The sequence below is a fragment of the Stenotrophomonas sp. STEN008 genome, assembly GCF_056760435.1.
The window spans coordinates 13,929-30,713 of sequence record NZ_JBRRET010000018.1 but is presented as its reverse complement, the minus strand read 5'-3'; the positions used below and the strand labels follow the sequence as shown (position 1 = coordinate 30,713).

Below are 16,785 nucleotides of genomic sequence, written 5' to 3'. Positions count from 1 at the left end.
GCCTGCCACCCCGCGTTGACGGGTCATGCAGTACCAAGAAGGCTGCCCGGCTGCGCCACCACATGGTCGGACGCTGTATTTTCCGCGCACGGACGCTATCGCATCGAGGATCCCCGCCCAGATGAGCACCACGCCCCACCCTGCTGTTCCCGCGAACGACGGCGCCGCATTGCGCCGCTCGATCTCCAATACCCTCAAAGGCTCCGCCGGCAACCTGGTGGAGTGGTATGACGTCTACGTGTACTCGGTGTTCGCCGTGTACTTCGAGTCGCAGTTCTTCTCGCCGGAAGACAAGAACTCCACGATGTACGTCTGGGCGATCTTCGCCGCGACCTTCCTGATGCGCCCGATCGGTGCCTGGTTCTTCGGCCGCTTCGCCGACCGCCATGGCCGTCGCCTGGCCCTGACCGTATCGGTCACGCTGATGGCGTTCTGCTCCTTCATCATCGCCATCACCCCCACTGCCGCCAGCATCGGCATCTGGGCGGCGATCATCCTGCTGTTCGCGCGCCTGCTGCAGGGCTTCGCCACCGGTGGCGAGTACGGCGCGAGCGCCACCTACATGTCCGAGGCCGCCATTCCGGGCCGTCGTGGCTTCCTGTCCTCCTTCCACTACGTCACCCTGGTCGGCGGCCATGTGCTGGCCCAGCTGACCCTGTTCCTGATGCTGAACTTCTGGGGCAAGCCGGAGATCTCCGAGTTCGGCTGGCGCATCGCCTTCGGCATCGGTGGCATCGCCGCGGTCGTGGTGTTCTGGCTGCGCCGTGGCATGGATGAGTCGCTGGAAGAATCCTCGATCGAGGCCGCGCGCGAAGGCAAGGCCAAGAAATCCGGTTCGATGTACGAACTGTTCGTGCACCAGTGGCGCCCGCTGCTGCTGTGCTTCCTGATCACCGCCGGCGGCACCATTGCCTTCTACACCTACTCGGTGAACGGCCCGAAGATGATCCAGAGCGCCTTCGCAGGCGACGACCCGATGACCGGCACCCTGATCAACCTGGGCGTGCTGGCCTTCCTGATGGTGCTGCAGCCGGTCGGCGGCTGGCTGTCGGACATCATCGGGCGCAAGAGCCTGCTGGTGTTCTTCGGCGTGGGCGGCGTGCTGTACAGCTGGTACCTGATCACGCAGCTGCCGCACCAGCACGATGCCACCCTCGCCTTCCTCACCCTGGCGCTGGGCTTCGTCATCCTCACCGGCTACACCTCGATCAACGCCGTGGTGAAGGCCGAGCTGTTCCCGACCCACGTTCGGGCACTGGGCGTGGGCCTGGGCTACGCGCTGGCCAACTCGCTGTTCGGCGGTACGGCCCCGCTGCTGTACCAGGGCGCGCTGAAGACCGGCCACGTGGACTGGTTCGCCATCTATGTCACTGCCACCATCGCGGTATCGTTGGTGGTCTATGTGTTCTTCCTCACCAACAAGGGCCCGAACTGGCTCGACGGCACCCGCAAGTAAGGATGCCGTGCTGATGGCAGCCACCGGTGCAATGCCGGTGGCTGCCGCATCTCCCGCCACGCCCCTGATGTGGGCCGCCCTGCTGCTGGCGGTGGCAACCACGCTGGGCTGGCTGCTGCGACGCCCGGGCGCGAAGGCGCGCTGGCCACGCACCGGCTTCGGCATCGCCCTTCTGGTCTTCGCCAGCGCGCTGGCAGTGCAGCTGGCAGTGGACCTGGGCAGCGGTCACAGCTCGCTGCGGATGAACCTGCTCGGCCGCTTCAGCGGCCTGCGCACGGTCAGCCTCGGCACCATGATCACCTGCTACCTGGCGGCATTGGCCGCCAGTGCATGGGGTGCCTGGACGCTGCTGCGCAGGCGCTAGCCGTCAGCGGCGTGCCGCCTCGCTCTTGTCGCGGGCAGCGCGGAACTCGGAGTCCTTCTCCCAGGTCGGCCAGCGCCGGCTGTTGGCCAGCTCCGCGCCCAGGTCGTAGACCAGCAGCGTATCGGCGGCATGACCGCTGGGATCCCAGCCCGGCGTCCACGCGTCGCAGGCCTGGTGATAGCAGTCGGCGAAGTACTTCTCGCGCAGCGCGCGCCCTGCTTCCACGCCTCCGTCCAGCTTGTCCAGGCCCGGGCCGATGGTGATCGCCGGTACACCCAGCCGGGCGAAGGCGAAATGGTCGGCGCGGTAGAAGAAACCGGCCTCCAGGTTGGGGTCCGGGCTGTAGCTGCGGCCGCGTGCCTTGGCCACCCGCTCCAGGTCGCCTTCCAGCGATACCCGGCCCTTGCCCCACGAAGCGATGTCACGGGTCGGCCCGTCCGGGCTGAACATCTCGATGTTCAGTACGGCAGCGGTCTTGTCCAGCGGCGCCAGCGGATGCGCGGCGTAGTAGCTGGCCCCCAGCAGTCCCTTTTCTTCAGCCGTCAGCGCCACGAAGTAGAGCGTGCGCTGCGGCTGCGGGCCGGCCGCGAACACCCGGCCCAGTTCCAGCACGGTGGCCACGCCGGTGGCGTTGTCGATGGCGCCACGGCGCACGCGGTCGCCCTTCGCATCGGGCTGGCCGATGCCGAAAGCGTCCCAGTGCGCCGAGAAGATCACCGCTTCATCGCCGTGCTCGCCGCCCGGCAGCTTGGCCACGACGTTGCGGGTCACCACCTGCTCGCGCTTGAGGGCGAAATCGACGCTCAGCCGCGCGTTGTCCAGGACCACCGGACGGAAGTCGGCACGCATCGCCTTGCGCTTCTCCGCCTCGAAATCGAGGCCGGCGTCGGCGAAGATCGCCTCGGCCAGCTCGCGCTGCATCCAGCCGCGCAGCGGTGTGTGCTGGGCCATCGCCTCGGCCTGGCTGCGCTCGATATCGAACAACGGCGAGGTACCCGAGCTCTTCACCGTCGCCCAGCCATAGGCCGCAGGTGCGGTCTCGTGCACGATCAGCACACCTTCGGCGCCGCGGCGCGCAGCCTCCTCGAACTTGTAGGTCCAGCGGCCGTAGTAGGTCACTGCCTTGCCATCGAACGCGCCGGGAGCGTCGGCCTCGAAATCGGCATCATTGATCAGCACCACGGCAATCTTGCCGTGCAGATCAATGTCCTTGTAGTCGTTCCAATGGCGTTCCGGTGCGTCGATGCCATAGCCCACGAACACCAGCGGTGCATCCTTGATCTGCACCCGGGCGCGCGGCTGCAGGCTCTGCAGGGTCACATCCACGCCATTGACCAGGGCGCGGCGGCCCTGCTTCAACGCCAGGCTGGCCGTGGCCGCCCCCTCCAGCTGCGCACGCACCAGCGGCACCGGCTGCACCCAGCTGCCGTCCACGCCGCCGGGTTGCAGGCCATAGCTGCGGAACTGTTCGATCAGGTACTGCACGGTGCGCTCTTCGCCTTCGCTGGCCGGAGCGCGGCCCTCGAATTCGTCCGACGCCAGTACACGCACATGGCGCGACAGCGCCTGCGGGTCGATACCGCCGCCGGGAAGGTCATTGGCCGCCTGGGCCAGGCCACCCACGAACAGGCAGGACGACAGCAGCAACACGCGCATCGGGTTCACGGCAATACCACGGCAGGATGGGAAGTCACCAGAGTGTAACGTGACAGCAGTGCCGGCCGCAGTCCCGCTCCGTCAGCGGCGCTCGCGATCCAGCCAGCAGGCCAGTCCCTGCGCGTTGAGCTCGATGTCCATGGCCAGCACGGCCACCACCGCTGCGTCATCCAGCACACAGCCATGCTGCTGCGCGCGCTCCAGGTACAGGGCCTGCAGCGCCGCCAGCAGGCAGCGATGGCGGTCGGGCCGCTCGTCGCACTGGCGGCCGATCGCCGCCATCGCATCGATCTGCTCGAACAGGTCGCCGGCCAGCCGCTGCACCTGCTCCACGCGGCCATAGTGGGTGAGGTACATCGACTGCGGATCGTAGTCGAGCATGCGCTGGATCGACGCCTTCATCGCTTCGGGATCGAACTGCACGGGCGAAGAGGTCGGAAAAATGAAGGCGCCCTGCGCGCTGTCCAGTTCGCGGTAGGAGATACCGAAGGTATCGCCGGTGAACCAGCTGCGGCTGCGCGCATCCCATACGCAGTAGTGATGCAGTGCGTGGCCGGGCGTATGCAGCAGGAGCAGTTCGCGTCCGGCAAGATCGAGGCGATGGCCATCCTCGGCCACCACGACGCGGTGCTCGGGAATCGCCTCGATGCGGCCATAGCTGCGTGCGATCTCCTCCGCGCCGTAGACCGCGGTGGCGCCGGCGATCAGCCGGGTCGGATCGATCATGTGCGGCGCACCGCGCGGATGCAGCACGGCCCGGGCATTGGGCAGCTGCTGCATCAACAGGCCCGCACCGCCGGCATGGTCCAGATGCACATGGGTGAGCAGAAGCCAGTCCACCGCGTCGGGCTGCAGGCCGGCATCGGACAGCGCCCGCAGCATCGCCGGCACGGACAGGCCGGTGCCACAGTCCACGAAGGCGCCCCGCCCGTTCTCGACGATCAGGTAGGCCGCATCGAAGTCGGGACGTTGGAAGCCGGTATCGATGGTGTGGATGCTGGGGTCGGCGATCATCGGCACGCACCTGGCGGAATCGGAATCAGGCGTCCATGGTAGGCGTGCAGGCAGGACCGGTTCGATGCGGCTTTGGTCGGAGGCACGCGCTCTGCCCCGGGACTACAACCATCGCGGTCGCAGCAGCAGTGCCAGCACCAGCACCGCCAGGAAAGCGCCGTAGGCATAGAGCACCGCCAGCACCTGCGGCCAGATCGGCCCCGCGTCGGTCTGCACCAGGCCCAGGTGGTGGCCCCACAGCATCGCCACGATGCTCAGAACAAAGGCCAGCAACAGCACCAGGCCATCGAACAGGCGCCGCCGCGTTGTGCGCGGCTGGCGCGGGAACAGCCAGTACAGGCTGCCCAGCACGACGAACCAGGGCAGGAAAAGCAGCAGCGACAACCACGCCATCGCAGACTCCTTCCATAGCGCCGGGCCCGATGCCCGGCTCCACATCCATCGGTAGCGCCGGGCCATGCCCGGCTCCAGATCCACCGGTAGCGCCGGGCCATGCCCGGCGGGGTGCATCAGGTAGCGCCGCCGGGCATGGGCCCGGCGTTACAGCACCCTCCGCTCAGGCATCTTCGCGCAGCACCGCCAGTGCCGCCAGGACCGCGTCAACCTCCGCCTCCAGCTTGAACAGCTCGCTCTGCAGCGCATCACCCTGCTCGGCCTGCTTGATCACGGCGATCAGCTGGCCGGCATCGCGCGGCGAATCAAAACCAATGCTCTGCATCAGCAGCGTGCCGTCGCCGGCGGTCAGCTTGAAGTAGAAGCGACCATCCTTCTCGCGGTACTGCTTGAACTGCGGCGGCGCCACGCGGGCAGCGCCGGCATCCTCGCTGGCGATGTCGCCGGCGGTGGACAGGTCGCGCAACCCCACGGCGTGCCGCAGCTCATCCAGCAGCGGCATCGCGAACGTCTCGCGCAGCTGCTGGCCACGGCGCTTCAGCAGCGCCTCGATCTTTTCCGGCTCGGCCATCAGCGCGTTGTAACGCTCGCGCAACGGTGACAGCTCACCGTCGATGCGCTCGAACAACTGCTGCTTGGCATCGCCCCAGCTGATGCCCTCGGCGAATGCCCGGGCGAAAGCAGCGGTCTGCTCCGGGGTAGCGAAGGCCTGGTACATCTGGAACAGCGCCGAGCCCTCGGTGTCCTTGGGCTCACCCGGTGCGCGCGAGTCGGTCAGGATCGAGAACACCAGCTTCTTCAGCTCCTCGCGCGGCGCGAACAGCGGAATGGTGTTGTGGTAGCTCTTGCTCATCTTGCGGCCGTCGAGGCCGGCCAGCGTGGCCACCTGCTCATCGATCACCACCTCCGGCAGCGGGAAGTATTCCTTGCTGTAGACGTGATTGAAGCGCTGGGCGAAGTCGCGGGCCATCTCGATGTGCTGGATCTGGTCACGACCGACCGGCACCTGGTTGGCCTTGAAGATCAGGATGTCGGCAGCCATCAGCACCGGGTACATGAACAGCCCGGCGCTGACGCCGGCATCCTCGTCCAGGCCTTCCTCGCGGTTCTTGTCCACCGCTGCCTTGTAGGCATGGGCACGATTGAGGATGCCCTTGCTGGCGATCGCGGTCAGGAACCACATCAGTTCGGTGGTTTCGCGGATGTCGCTCTGGCGGTAGAACCAGACGTGTTCCGGATCCAGGCCGCAGGCCAGCCAGCTGGCTGCGATCTCCAGGGTCGCGCGCTGGGTGCGCTGCGGATCCTGCGCCTTGATCAGGCTGTGCAGGTCGGCCAGGAAGAAGAAGCTCTCGATCCCCGGGGTGCGGCTGGCCGCGATGGCCGGACGGATGGCGCCAACGTAGTTGCCCAGATGGGGGGTGCCGGAGGGGGTGATGCCGGTAAGGACTCGGGTCGTCATGACTGCGTGGGGAAACCTTCGATGAACGGAACCAGTTTACCGTGCCCACGGCCAACCCCGTCAGGGCCTGCGGGTCGTTCATTCACCCGAGCCCACCGGAGTTCCCACATGAAACGCCTGCTGCCCCTGCTGCTGATCCTGCCCCTGGCCGGCTTCCGCCCGGTTCCGCCGCCACCGCCGATGCCGCAGGACGGCCCTGTGCGGATGACCCTGATCGACCGCGACCGCGGCACCGAACTGCGCAGCCATGCAGCCGATGGACAGCGCTGGGTGGCGGGCGAGCGCGGCCATCGCTATGCGGTACGCCTGTACAACGACAGCCCGCGGCGGGTGCTGGTGGTGCTCTCGGTGGATGGCATCAATGCCATCTCCGGCGAAGATGCCGACCCGTCTCAGACCGGCTATGTGCTCAACCCCGGCCAGCGCGCCGACATCACCGGCTGGCGCAAGAGCCAGGATGAAGTGGCGCAGTTCGTCTTCAGCAGCCCCAGTGGCAGCTATGCCAGCCGTACCGGCCGTGCGGACAACATCGGGGTGATCGGCGCGGCAGTGTTCGAGGAGGCCCGTCGCTGGCCGCTCCGACCGGAGCCGCTGCTGCGCCGTGGTGCCCCGGCGCCGGCCGCTGCGGAATCCGCTGCGGACGCCAGCGCCAGCCGCATGGACGGCTACTCAGCGCGGTCGCAGGCACCGTCGCTGGGCACCGGTCACGGCGCGCGCGAACGCTCCTCTGTGCGCGATACCGCATTCGAACGGGCCAGCCGCACGCCGGCGCAGGTCGTGCAGCTGCGTTACGACAGCGCACGCGCGCTGCGCGCACGCGGCATCGTGCTCGACCCGCCTTCGCGCCTGCCGCGCGAGCCGCAGGCGTTTCCGAACCGCTACGTGCCGGATCCGCCGACACGTTGAGTCCCTGACAGCACGACGCCCGCACCAAAGGGTGCGGGCGTCGACGTGGGGGAACCGCTTACCGCCGGCTGCTTACTTATAGTCCGGGTAGTCCTTGCGCACGCTGTCTTCGAAGTCACGGACTTCCTTCTCGGCGCGATCCTTGGCCCAGCCATACCGTTCCTGCAGGCGGCCGGCCAGATATTCGGCATTGCCCTCGGCTACATCGAAATCGTCGTTGGTCAGATCGCCCCACTTGGCCTGGGCCTTGCCCTTCAGCTGCGACCACTTGCCGGAAATGATGTCTTTGTTCATTGCTGGAAATCCTTGGTTGCAACGGCGTTCTTACCGTGACTGCAGCTTCCCGCATCCGCTGTTGAAAGGCGGTCAACCGCTCATGAAACACATGCTCACGTGCTTGAATGGTTCACTCCATCGCCACACGCGATGGCAACAACACGGCAGCACACACGCACAAAAAAGGCCGGGAAGATCCCGGCCTTTTTCTGTTCCACACCGCGTCGGGCTTAGTTGCCCTTGGCGGCATCCTCGACCTTTTCACCGGCCTTCTGCACGTCCTTGCCGGCACCGGCAACGGTGTTGCAGCCGGCCAGCATGGCCACCGAGAACATCGACAACAGCATCAGGGCAACTACGCGCTTCATGGGCTTCTCCTTGGGTTCGCCGCTTCACCGCTACAACGCGGATGGGGTTATGTCGCTCGGCAGGCAGGGGCCGAAGCCACCGCCGCCGCGTGAGGTGCAATCTGGCGGCTGCGGCGTGCAGCGGGTGTGAACGGATCGGCGATCCGTTCAGGGATGCCCTCAATCGCGCATCAGCGTGGATTTGCCGAACAGGCTTTCCACCAGGTCCACGGCCAGTTCGGCGGTGGCGTTCTGCTTGTCCAGCAGCGGATTGAGCTCGACGATATCCAGCGACCCCATGCGCCCGCTGTCGGCGATCATTTCCATCACCAGCTGCGCTTCGCGGTAGTTCACCCCGCCCGGCACAGTGGTGCCGACGCCGGGTGCAATGCTCGGGTCGAGGAAGTCGACATCGAAGCTGACATGCAGATGGGTGCTGTCATCGATCCCGGCCAGCGCGGCCTCCACGGTGCGCTTCATACCGTTCTCGTCGATGTAGCGCATGTCGTAGACATCGACCTTGTGGGTCTTGATCAGGCGCTTCTCTTCCGGGTCCACCGAGCGGATGCCGATCTGGTGCACCTGGGCGGGCGTGATTGCCGGCGCACTGCCGCCCAGACGGGTCAGTGCCTCCGGCCCCAGCCCGCACAGGCAGGCCACCGGCATGCCGTGGATGTTGCCCGAGGGCGTGACATCACTGGTGTTGAAGTCCGAGTGTGCATCCAGCCACAGCACGCGCAGGGTCTTGCCCTGCTCGCGGCACCAGCGGGCCACTGCGGTGATCGAGCCGATGCCCAGGCAATGGTCGCCGCCGAGCATGATCGGCATGCGCCCGGCCTGCAGCTCGGCATAGCTGGCCTCCATCAGTGCATGGTTCCAGGCCACCACCTCGTCCAGATGGCGGTAGCCTTCGACCGGCTCGGTCCACGGGTTGCGCGGGCCGTCCAGGTTGCCCAGATCGCGCACGTCCACACCGCGCGCCGCCAGCGCCTCCGGCAGGCCCGCCACGCGCAGCGCTTCCGGCCCCAGCCGCGCGCCCCGATGGCCGGCACCGACATCGGTGGGGACGCCGATCAACGAGACGGAAATGGGATGGGCCATGGGTGCCTCCTGCAACGGAAAAAGAAGCACAGTCTAGCCAGAGCTGTGTGACACGACTCGCGGCGGTGCAGCAGGGCAGACGCGGTCGGCGGTGGCGGAACACCGCATGGCAACACAGTGTCGGAATCAGCACGGCCGGGCGCCCGTGGGCGATGTAGCCAGCCCGCACGTGAGCGATGGGCCATGACGACGCATGCGCGGATGCAGGGCCACCCGGGCTGGGCGGATGGCAGCACTGAGGCGTCTACGCCAGTGCCGATCCTTCAGCACCATCAGGATCGGCGCTGCACTTGCCGGCCATTGCCGTTAGCATCGTGACTGCCGTCGTCTGCCGCACCGGTTAAGCCAGCTTTACTTCGCGTATGTCGCGTCCATTGCCGCGCGTGGGATCACTGGAATTCCGCCCTTGCAAAGGCCTCGCGCAGGATGTCGCTTTTGCCTTTACATCGCGCGAAACAGGTCAAAAGCGATAATTCATTTTTTCTTTCGAATCGCACGAAGTCATTGGAAAGAATGACTGGCGGGCGGTGTTTGCGCGTGCGCATGATGAATCGCCACCGACAACGGGTGGCCCGGGCTCCAATCCCGGAAGTCGATGTTGTTTACGCTTGTGAGTCGGCGCCACCTGTCTCGGGGTGGCGCCGGCTGGCAATCCGTCTGCCGATCTACGGCGGGCGGTGCGTGGGGGCCTTGTGCCCGCCGGTTCATCGACTCCGGTATTGGAACCACGCATCGTCCGCCACCCTTTGCGGGTGGCGCCTCTGTTCCGCATGAGGATGTCCCATGACCGCACCCCGCTACCCCTATCTGCTTGCCACCCTGGGCGATGCCGCCGAGCACCTGCCCCGCGAACTGGCAGAGCCGTTGGAAGCTGCGCTTTCCGCTGCCGTTGATCTGCCTGAGCCGATCACGCTGGTGGGCTGCCTGCAGCGCATCCGCAGCGGCGATGCCGCCGATGGCCAACCGTGGAAGGGCCCCGTGCCCAGCCCAGGCCAGGGCGTGACCCGTGCGCGTACCGACCGCGCCGCCGCCGGCCTGATCACGCTGCTGGAGGTATTCCACGCCGCCGAGCGCGTACGTGTAGATGGCGCCGAAAAGGACGACATCGGCGACGGCACGCGCGAAGGCCTGCTGCTGGCCTGCCGTGGGCTGGCGGAGTATGTGGAGCTGCAGTTGCACGCGGCATGAGCCGCGCGCCACCACGCCCGCCGATTGTTTTGATTCGGCAAATAGTGATGGCGCTTTATAGGCGTTTATCCAGCCAATGCCGAGGACTACCTTGAGGCTCATCGATCCCCTTCTGGAGAATCCCATGAGCAAGCGCAATGCCGTTTTCCCGGCCGGCCGGCAGGACCTGTACACCTCGCAGACCTATTCGGCTGCGATCCAGTCGGGTGACCTGCTGTTCGTGTCCGGCCAGGTGGGCAGCCGCAGCGACGGGACACCCGAGCCCGACTTCGAGGCGCAGGTCCGCCTGGCCTTCGCGAACCTGGAGGCAACCCTGAAGGCCGGTGGTTGCGGGCTTGACGACATCGTCGACGTGACCACCTTCCATACGGACCCGCAGAACCAGTTCGGAACCGTCATGACCGTAAAGAGCGAGGTGTTTCCCGAGAAGCCCTATCCCAACTGGACGGCGGTAGGCGTCAACTGGCTTGCCGGATTCGACTTCGAGATCAAGGTGATCGCCCGCATTCCGTGCTGAGCATGCCGCCTCCGGGAGATCGTGTGCGCGCCTTACTGCCGCCCCGCAGGGGGATCAGCTCGTAGCCGGCACGGACGAGGAACTCGGCGTCGTCGAATGATGGCATATCGGCGGGGCACCGCTCGGCATCATTGATCCCGTGAGCTCTGGCAGGCTCCGTCTCCTGGTCAGTCGTAACCTTGCGCCCGCGGTCTAGCACGCCGTGGGCTTTTTCTTGTGCGGCCATCGGTCAGCCCTCCGACTTCTTGCGAAGGCTGGCGGCACGGCGGCGGCCGGCGAGCGCGGCCTGGGCGGCGCGCTGCACTCCTTCCCCCATCGCCTGCCCGCTCGCGTAGTCGCGCAGGTCGCCCACGCGGTAGCGGATTGGCTTCGGGCCGACGCGGGAGAACTTCGGGCCGACGCCCTGGCACCTGTACCAGGCGAGCGTCGTGTACTTGAGGCGCAGGAACTGCGCGGCCTCGTCGGCGGTGAGCAGGGCGTCGTCGGGCAGCGAGTGCAGCTCCGCGAGCAGGTTCGTTTCCATCTCTTGTGACTCCGGGCAGGCTCCCGGCGCGGCGACGTGCCGCGTCGGGACTGCCTGCTGTGCGTCGCAGAGATGGACCCGTTACTCCCCTCAGTCGGCGGGGCGGGCCTCGGCTGTTTGGGCCGCCGAAAGCCTGGCTGGGTCGGCGGCTGGTGGCGCCGACAAGACACATGATGCAACAAGCCGGCGCGCGAATATGCCAACGTTTGTGCGGTCGCCCCGGTGAGTCCAGGAGGTCCGGTCAGGTACGGGCGGCTCAGTGCCAAGGCCGATGCGTCCGGACGCGACATGGGCCAATCTGGGAATCGTCGTGGTCCACAAACTCAGTACCGAAGGCCTGTGGTGATTTGACAACCGACGCACATCGCTTTCATCGGCTTGTGTGATTCCGCAGGGGCGGTTAGCCTCATTGCATGAACGCACATGCTCAGAATGACGACGGATTGGATCCCACTGAAAAGAAGTTCCTCGGCGCAATCCGCCACCATCTCGCGGGATGGCGGACCAAGATCGAAAAGGACTTTGGAAAAGAAGCTTACGATGAGGAGCTCTCGAAGCTTGCTGGCGACCCGGTCTATTCAAAGTTTGCGTTCGACTGCCCTGAATATGTACTCGTCCGCTTGATGGGTCGCATGAGCATCAGTGTGGGTCGGCGACTAGGCGAGATTTACGACAAGATCCCCCGGTTCGTGGCGTCTGCGCGTTTTGACGTCGCGCCTGAAAATGTCGCTGAAAAGTTCAACGGACTTGAACTTGACATCGGCCTTCGATATGAGCTTCTTTCCGACGAAGATAAGGCCCATTTGTCCGCCGTGCTGGCCAAATATGGCGCCGACGGATCTGAGACTGGTGTAGGGATTGAGATACGGTACAACTTCAATCCCAATGACAGCGCCCGACTGCGCAAAGATGTGGATATGGCTGGGTACGTGCAAGCCGAGGGCCTATTTCCTCTCTACCTCATCTACTCCGCAATCAGCCCGCGCGACGAAGCGATCGCACGGCTAACTAGAGCTGGGTGGCACTTTCTTCAGGGCGAGGGAGCTTCTGACTTCACCACTCAGCTCTTCGGTGCGGATTTCCTGGGCATCCTCGAACGACCAGAGGTGCGAGACAGAGTGCACGTAGAGGTACGCGAACTCATGGCTAGCATCTTCACTTCGCACGCATTCGCGCAGGTTGCTCGTGAACAACCTGCGGTCGAGATTACTTCTTAGCGTAGACGATCGACTCGAAGAGATTTTTGCCGCTGTGGCGTCGGCGGAATCTGTGTACGTCAAACGTGCGGTAGCCAAGGCCCATGCGATCGACAATTTCACCTAGCATCACGTCAGTTTCGACGTAGATGCCTTTTATCCATGAGTTCCCAACCACATACGCGAGGCGAGCGTCCTTCGTAAGGATTGGCTCCATCTCTTCAATTTGCGCAGAAAGGCGATTGAAGTAGTGCATCACGTAGTTGGCCATTAGATTGTCTTGCGCCCTTATTGCCTCAGCCACGGGGCCCACAACGGCTGCAACCGCAGAATTCCTCGGCGTGAAGATCCCCTTGGACAGCTCTGAGGTCGCAGTGCCCCAAGTGCCGCCGATGGTTCTCTTATCAAGCTCCGACGCTTCCTTCGCGGTTTTCATCAACCCCAGCATAAAAAGGTGAGGCCTCGTATTCCATACGTAGCTATACCGATTCGGGTATGGCGGTGACGTAATAACCGCTGATACGCGGCGATCCAACTGTAGGTTGGACAGGTCAGTGCTGTTCTGGTGATAACAGCGGGCGCTTCCGCGCAAATGGGCTCCAGATGCGCGCAGTTCCTCAAGATCGTCAGCGATCCGGCCAACATGGCTGCTGAAAATTGCCCAAACATCAATGTCATGGTTGCTTCGGTCAATAAAGTGCAACTGCAACCGCCCGAGCGTGACATTGGTGAGGTCTGGTACGAGAACTCCTGCAAGAGCAAGCAGGAGGAGGCGCCTTAAATGAGAGTCTTCGGTCGCGAAGATGGCGCGCCGTAAGAAGAGGAGCTGAACGAGCACATCGGGTCGCCACCAACGGGTCGCATTATGTATTGGCGGAATCGAGAGCCCGTTTACCTCGAGGTCGTCGAGTGACACTCCTTCAGCTTCTGCTACGGCAGCGCTGAGACGTGGTAGTTCATTGCGCAGACGCTCAGGAGCCACCCCCCATTCGAGACTTGCTTCATTAACGAAGTGGAGCAGCGGATTGATTTCGAAGCCAACAGCGTCTCGACCCTCAAGCTTGGCCTCAATGAGAGTCGTACCGGCACCAGCGAAAGGATCTAAGACGGTCTCATTGTCACGGACTCCTAGACGCTCCATCATCGCCTGAACGAGTTCCGGTCCGAAGCTGGGCGTTAGCCTGAACCAGCGATGCACCTGGTTCGCGAGACCGTTTAGGAAAGTTGACTTGGAGACGTGAATGTCGTCGTAACTTACAAGGTCGGCAACAGCCGCTGCCTCTCGCTCGTCAGCTTGAAGGTCCAATGTCAAATTCTCATTCATTCTGTTCCGGCCTTAATACATTGTGCAGAGTAGATGTTGCTGTCGTCTCAAGCTCAGAGACAGTGGAACCATATCGCGACGCCACGAGTTAGTAAGCAACACACGTTAAAAAAGGGACAGCCTGTGGGGCTGCCCCTCCCAAATTGGTGCCGCTTGTCCGAATCGAACGGACGACCTACTGATTACAAATCAGTTGCTCTACCGACTGAGCTAAAGCGGCGATGTCGTACTTCTCTTGCTCAAACCGTGTCCGGCTTGTCCCACAGTTTACGCTCGGGCCAGTCTAAAGCCTTGCCGCGCTTAGCCTTCTGGATCGTCACCACAACAACCGCGTCCGAGTTACAAGACAGTTGCTCTACCAACTGAGCTAAAGCGGCATGGGTGACGCACCGGCGGCAGCGCCGCGGTGGGGGGATTCTAGCGCAGTCGCGCGCATTCCAGCGACTGTTGCCGGGCGGCGCCGCTGCGCTGCTGCACCTGCGCAGGCTGTGCGGTGCCGGCCAGCTGCCCGTCCAGCCACCACTGGCCGGCATCACCGCTGGCCACCAGGCGCGGCTGGAAGCCGGCGGCCTGCACCGCAGCGATACGCCGCTCGGCGCCTTCGCGGTTGCGGTACTGGCCCAGCGCCACGGCGTTGGCGTCCTCACCCTGGCTGATGATGTAGTAGTCGCCCAGGCCCGCAGCGACGATGCGCTTGACCGTGGCCTGCGCCTCTTCGCGGCTGGCGGCGGCCGGCAGCAGCACGCGGTAGCGGGCGCTGCCGCTGGCGGCCGGCTGCTCGCGCAGGCGTGCCTGGCTGAGCAGCGCGCCGGCCCGGCTCTGCGCCGCGCTGGCGGCGGCACGATCGGCGAACGGACCCAACGCGATGCAGCGCGGCGGCTCGCTGACGGCAGGCGCCTGCGCGACCGGCGGTGCGACCGGCGCCGGCGCTGGCGTCGGGCTGGAGGTTGCTTCCGCAGTCGGCGTCTTGGCCGGCTCGGCTTGCGGCGTGGCCGGCGCGGCAGGGGCAGGAGTGGACGCCACGGCGGTCGCCGCTGCGGGGTCGCGCTCCACCAGTGCTGGCGCCGGTGCCTCCGACGATGCCTGCGCGGCCACCGCCGCATCGGTGCCGCCGGGCACCCAGCGCAGTTCGGCCACGCCGGCGGGCCGCGGTGGCGGCGCAGGCTTCTGCGGCGCATCGCGCAGCAGCCACCAGCAGGCAACGCCAAGATTGAGGATGGCCAGAACGACGATCAGGGCACGGGTGAGCATGCGCGGATACTAGCCTGCGGGCTGGTGCACCGCCCAGCGGGCGAGGCCGTCCAGCACCAGCGAGGGGTGGTAATCGGCGCCGTCCAGCAATGGCATCAGCGCGGGCGCGCCGCCGCCGTGCACCAGCAGCGACGGCATCACACCCAGCAGTGCCTGCGCCTGCTGCGCACTGCGCTCGACCAGCGCCACCGCAGCACCATCGCAACCGGAGGCGAGTGCGTCGGCGGTGTCATTGGCAAACTCGCTGTAATCGCCGCCACTGGCGGGCAGCTGCACGGCGCGCGCATGCAGTGCTTCGCGCATGGTGGTGGGTGATGCGGCGATGCGGCCGCCGTGATGCTGGCCACGGGCATCGAGCAGGTCGATGGTGAGCGCCGTGCCCACGCCCACCACCAGCACCGGGCGCTGCGCCTTGGCGGCGGCCAGCAGGGCAAGGAAGCGATCCACGCCGAACTTCTCCGGGCGCGCGTAGGCGATGCGCACGCCTGCGCATTCGGCGCTGGTGCGCACCACATGCACGTGGTCGAAGCGCCGCTGCAGCTGTTCCAGCATGGCGCTGGTCAGCGAAGGTGCGGCCACGCTGGCGACGAACGCCGTCGCGCCGCTGGGCAGGCTGTGCGGCGGCTGCCCGGCCATGCCTTCGGCGCCATGCGCCCAGGCCTGTACGTCACCCGCGCGATCCCCCTGCAACGGCGCGAACTTGAAGCGCGAATTGCCCAGGTCGAACAACCAGTCGCTCATGCCGCCCTCACCGTGACTTCGCCGGCATGCAGGCGGCGCTCGCAGCCGTCGATGCTCACGCGCAGCGCGCCGTCATCGGCCAGGCCCAGTGCGGTGCCGTGCTGCCACTGCCCCTCCAGCTCGACGCGCACCTCGCGGCCGGCCAGCATGTCGAAGGCGGCGTAGCGCGGCAGGAACGGGGCCAGCCCTTCGCGATCGAATTCCTCCAGCGCCGGCAGCAGCCGTGCGAGCACGGCGGCGACGACGATGTTGCGGTCGACCGGCGCGCCGGCCAGTGTGTCCAGATCCACCCAGGGCTGGGTGATCTGCTCGGCGAACGAGGGCGGCATGTGCGTGTTGATGCCGATGCCGATCACCGCGCGGGCCGGACCGGCGTATTCGCCGCCGCCCTCGGCGAGCAGGCCGACCAGCTTGCGACGGCCATCGACGATCAGATCATTCGGCCACTTCAGCTGCGCCTGGGTGAAACCCAGATCGTGCAGCGCTTCGGCCACGGCGATACCGGCAACCAGGCTCAGCCCCGCCAGCCGGCCAAGGCCCCCGGAGAACAGGCGCAGCACCGACAGATAGACGTGGGCCGCCAGCGGCGAGGCCCAGGTGCGGCCGCGCCGCCCCCGCCCTCCGGTCTGGCGTTCGGCCAGCAGGACGCTGACCCCGCGCTGGAGCGCGCTGCACCGCAGCAATTCGGCATTGGTGGAATCCACCGTCCAGGCCACCTGCAAGTCATGCAGCAGGGACAGGGCATCGGCCGGCAGGGCGGCACGGATGGTCGCCGGGTCCAGCAGCTCGACCGGGCGGGTCAGGCCATAGCCTTCGCCGGCACGGCCCTCGATATCGACACCTGCGGCCCTAAGCCCTTGAATGCGCTTCCAAATTGCCGCCCGGGTCTGGCCCAGCTCACGGGCCAGGGCGTCGCCGGACAGGCGACCGGCAGCGAGTTTGGCCAGCAATTGGCGATCGTCCACGGCAGCTTCCACGAAGTCAGGACGGAATTATGCGGGAAAGCCGCCAGCGACGCCCGCCACGGGGCCGGCGGCGGGCTTCCAATCCGGTGCCGGGTTCGGGCTAGAATC

General features: G+C 65.8%; 18 protein-coding genes and 1 tRNA gene. 6 read left to right on the top strand and 13 right to left on the bottom strand.

Translation table 11 applies throughout. The features are described from left to right. Positions 1–121 precede the first annotated feature (121 nt). Positions 122–1,456, top strand: a complete 1,335-nt coding sequence (locus tag ACVOME_RS10660; RefSeq protein ID WP_180876914.1) for an MFS transporter — start codon at positions 122–124, stop codon at positions 1,454–1,456. Between the two features lie 13 nt (positions 1,457–1,469). Further along, positions 1,470–1,820 (top strand): hypothetical protein, encoded by a 351-nt coding sequence (locus ACVOME_RS10655; protein ID WP_227255248.1) that lies wholly within the window; start codon positions 1,470–1,472, stop codon positions 1,818–1,820. Positions 1,821–1,823: 3 nt separating this feature from the next. Here the strand turns inward: ACVOME_RS10655 and ACVOME_RS10650 are convergent, their stop codons facing one another. From ACVOME_RS10650 to ACVOME_RS10635, 4 genes are all read right to left on the bottom strand, one after another. Then, positions 1,824–3,476: a M28 family metallopeptidase gene (locus ACVOME_RS10650; protein ID WP_262101017.1), complete on the bottom strand. Its 1,653-nt coding sequence runs from the start codon at positions 3,474–3,476 to the stop codon at positions 1,824–1,826. An 81-nt stretch (positions 3,477–3,557) separates the two neighbouring features. Next, positions 3,558–4,490, bottom strand: coding sequence for an MBL fold metallo-hydrolase (locus tag ACVOME_RS10645; protein ID WP_053520143.1), 933 nt, complete (start codon positions 4,488–4,490; stop codon positions 3,558–3,560). A 102-nt stretch (positions 4,491–4,592) separates the two neighbouring features. Beyond that, positions 4,593–4,883, bottom strand: coding sequence for a hypothetical protein (locus ACVOME_RS10640; protein WP_053520144.1), 291 nt, complete (start codon positions 4,881–4,883; stop codon positions 4,593–4,595). A 163-nt stretch (positions 4,884–5,046) separates the two neighbouring features. Continuing rightward, the gene (locus ACVOME_RS10635) at positions 5,047–6,342 is read right to left on the bottom strand and encodes a tryptophan--tRNA ligase (protein ID WP_481505072.1); all 1,296 of its coding nucleotides are present in this window, start codon (positions 6,340–6,342) and stop codon (positions 5,047–5,049) included. Positions 6,343–6,450: 108 nt separating this feature from the next. On the opposite strand from ACVOME_RS10635, the gene ACVOME_RS10630 reads away from it, so the two are divergent. Next, positions 6,451–7,248, top strand: coding sequence for a hypothetical protein (locus ACVOME_RS10630; protein WP_065174207.1), 798 nt, complete (start codon positions 6,451–6,453; stop codon positions 7,246–7,248). 72 nt (positions 7,249–7,320) lie between these two features. Here ACVOME_RS10630 and ACVOME_RS10625 read toward each other — a convergent pair whose 3' ends face one another. The 3 genes from ACVOME_RS10625 to rocF all read right to left on the bottom strand — a co-directional run bounded on the left by ACVOME_RS10625 (position 7,321) and on the right by rocF (position 8,972). Beyond that, the gene (locus ACVOME_RS10625) at positions 7,321–7,542 is read right to left on the bottom strand and encodes a CsbD family protein (protein WP_019661831.1); all 222 of its coding nucleotides are present in this window, start codon (positions 7,540–7,542) and stop codon (positions 7,321–7,323) included. Positions 7,543–7,754: 212 nt separating this feature from the next. Then, complete coding sequence (locus ACVOME_RS10620; protein ID WP_053520147.1) at positions 7,755–7,892, bottom strand: entericidin A/B family lipoprotein; 138 nt, start codon at positions 7,890–7,892, stop codon at positions 7,755–7,757. A 159-nt stretch (positions 7,893–8,051) separates the two neighbouring features. Further along, on the bottom strand, positions 8,052–8,972 hold the full coding sequence (gene rocF / locus ACVOME_RS10615) for an arginase (protein ID WP_193395758.1): 921 nt from the start codon (positions 8,970–8,972) through the stop codon (positions 8,052–8,054). 783 nt (positions 8,973–9,755) lie between these two features. On the opposite strand from rocF, the gene ACVOME_RS10610 reads away from it, so the two are divergent. Next, positions 9,756–10,160, top strand: coding sequence for a hypothetical protein (locus tag ACVOME_RS10610; RefSeq protein WP_253119901.1), 405 nt, complete (start codon positions 9,756–9,758; stop codon positions 10,158–10,160). 124 nt (positions 10,161–10,284) lie between these two features. Next, entirely contained in the window at positions 10,285–10,677 is a 393-nt protein-coding gene (locus ACVOME_RS10605) for a RidA family protein (protein ID WP_197572247.1), read from the top strand. A 229-nt stretch (positions 10,678–10,906) separates the two neighbouring features. Here the strand turns inward: ACVOME_RS10605 and ACVOME_RS10600 are convergent, their stop codons facing one another. Continuing rightward, complete coding sequence (locus ACVOME_RS10600; RefSeq protein ID WP_262218893.1) at positions 10,907–11,200, bottom strand: helix-turn-helix transcriptional regulator; 294 nt, start codon at positions 11,198–11,200, stop codon at positions 10,907–10,909. 413 nt (positions 11,201–11,613) lie between these two features. On the opposite strand from ACVOME_RS10600, the gene ACVOME_RS10595 reads away from it, so the two are divergent. Further along, positions 11,614–12,417: a hypothetical protein gene (locus ACVOME_RS10595; RefSeq protein WP_197600114.1), complete on the top strand. Its 804-nt coding sequence runs from the start codon at positions 11,614–11,616 to the stop codon at positions 12,415–12,417. On the opposite strand, the gene ACVOME_RS10590 is transcribed toward ACVOME_RS10595, so the two are convergent. The 5 genes from ACVOME_RS10590 to birA all read right to left on the bottom strand — a co-directional run bounded on the left by ACVOME_RS10590 (position 12,407) and on the right by birA (position 16,677). Beyond that, the gene (locus ACVOME_RS10590; RefSeq protein ID WP_197572250.1) at positions 12,407–13,720 is read right to left on the bottom strand and encodes a DNA methyltransferase; all 1,314 of its coding nucleotides are present in this window, start codon (positions 13,718–13,720) and stop codon (positions 12,407–12,409) included. The two genes, ACVOME_RS10595 and ACVOME_RS10590, sit on opposite strands and share 11 nt — an antisense overlap. Positions 13,721–13,864: 144 nt before the next feature. Continuing rightward, positions 13,865–13,940, bottom strand: a tRNA-Thr gene (locus tag ACVOME_RS10585). A 197-nt stretch (positions 13,941–14,137) separates the two neighbouring features. Continuing rightward, the gene (locus tag ACVOME_RS10580; RefSeq protein WP_262218892.1) at positions 14,138–14,971 is read right to left on the bottom strand and encodes an SPOR domain-containing protein; all 834 of its coding nucleotides are present in this window, start codon (positions 14,969–14,971) and stop codon (positions 14,138–14,140) included. Between the two features lie 9 nt (positions 14,972–14,980). Continuing rightward, complete coding sequence (locus ACVOME_RS10575) at positions 14,981–15,712, bottom strand: type III pantothenate kinase (protein ID WP_481505071.1); 732 nt, start codon at positions 15,710–15,712, stop codon at positions 14,981–14,983. After that, entirely contained in the window at positions 15,709–16,677 is a 969-nt protein-coding gene (birA, locus tag ACVOME_RS10570) for a bifunctional biotin--[acetyl-CoA-carboxylase] ligase/biotin operon repressor BirA (RefSeq protein WP_481505070.1), read from the bottom strand. The genes ACVOME_RS10575 and birA overlap by 4 nt, the downstream gene beginning before the upstream one ends. Between the last annotated feature and the right edge of the window lie 108 nt (positions 16,678–16,785).

Coding starts and splice junctions, on each gene's coding strand:
- ACVOME_RS10660 (WP_180876914.1), top strand. CDS start 122: ATGAGCACCACGCCCCACCCTGCTGTTCCCGCGAACGACGGCGCCGCA.
- ACVOME_RS10655 (WP_227255248.1), top strand. CDS start 1,470: ATGGCAGCCACCGGTGCAATGCCGGTGGCTGCCGCATCTCCCGCCACG.
- ACVOME_RS10650 (WP_262101017.1), bottom strand. CDS start 3,476: ATGCGCGTGTTGCTGCTGTCGTCCTGCCTGTTCGTGGGTGGCCTGGCC.
- ACVOME_RS10645 (WP_053520143.1), bottom strand. CDS start 4,490: ATGATCGCCGACCCCAGCATCCACACCATCGATACCGGCTTCCAACGT.
- ACVOME_RS10640 (WP_053520144.1), bottom strand. CDS start 4,883: ATGGCGTGGTTGTCGCTGCTGCTTTTCCTGCCCTGGTTCGTCGTGCTG.
- ACVOME_RS10635 (WP_481505072.1), bottom strand. CDS start 6,342: ATGACGACCCGAGTCCTTACCGGCATCACCCCCTCCGGCACCCCCCAT.
- ACVOME_RS10630 (WP_065174207.1), top strand. CDS start 6,451: ATGAAACGCCTGCTGCCCCTGCTGCTGATCCTGCCCCTGGCCGGCTTC.
- ACVOME_RS10625 (WP_019661831.1), bottom strand. CDS start 7,542: ATGAACAAAGACATCATTTCCGGCAAGTGGTCGCAGCTGAAGGGCAAG.
- ACVOME_RS10620 (WP_053520147.1), bottom strand. CDS start 7,892: ATGAAGCGCGTAGTTGCCCTGATGCTGTTGTCGATGTTCTCGGTGGCC.
- rocF (WP_193395758.1), bottom strand. CDS start 8,972: ATGGCCCATCCCATTTCCGTCTCGTTGATCGGCGTCCCCACCGATGTC.
- ACVOME_RS10610 (WP_253119901.1), top strand. CDS start 9,756: ATGACCGCACCCCGCTACCCCTATCTGCTTGCCACCCTGGGCGATGCC.
- ACVOME_RS10605 (WP_197572247.1), top strand. CDS start 10,285: ATGAGCAAGCGCAATGCCGTTTTCCCGGCCGGCCGGCAGGACCTGTAC.
- ACVOME_RS10600 (WP_262218893.1), bottom strand. CDS start 11,200: ATGGAAACGAACCTGCTCGCGGAGCTGCACTCGCTGCCCGACGACGCC.
- ACVOME_RS10595 (WP_197600114.1), top strand. CDS start 11,614: ATGAACGCACATGCTCAGAATGACGACGGATTGGATCCCACTGAAAAG.
- ACVOME_RS10590 (WP_197572250.1), bottom strand. CDS start 13,720: ATGAATGAGAATTTGACATTGGACCTTCAAGCTGACGAGCGAGAGGCA.
- ACVOME_RS10580 (WP_262218892.1), bottom strand. CDS start 14,971: ATGCTCACCCGTGCCCTGATCGTCGTTCTGGCCATCCTCAATCTTGGC.
- ACVOME_RS10575 (WP_481505071.1), bottom strand. CDS start 15,712: ATGAGCGACTGGTTGTTCGACCTGGGCAATTCGCGCTTCAAGTTCGCG.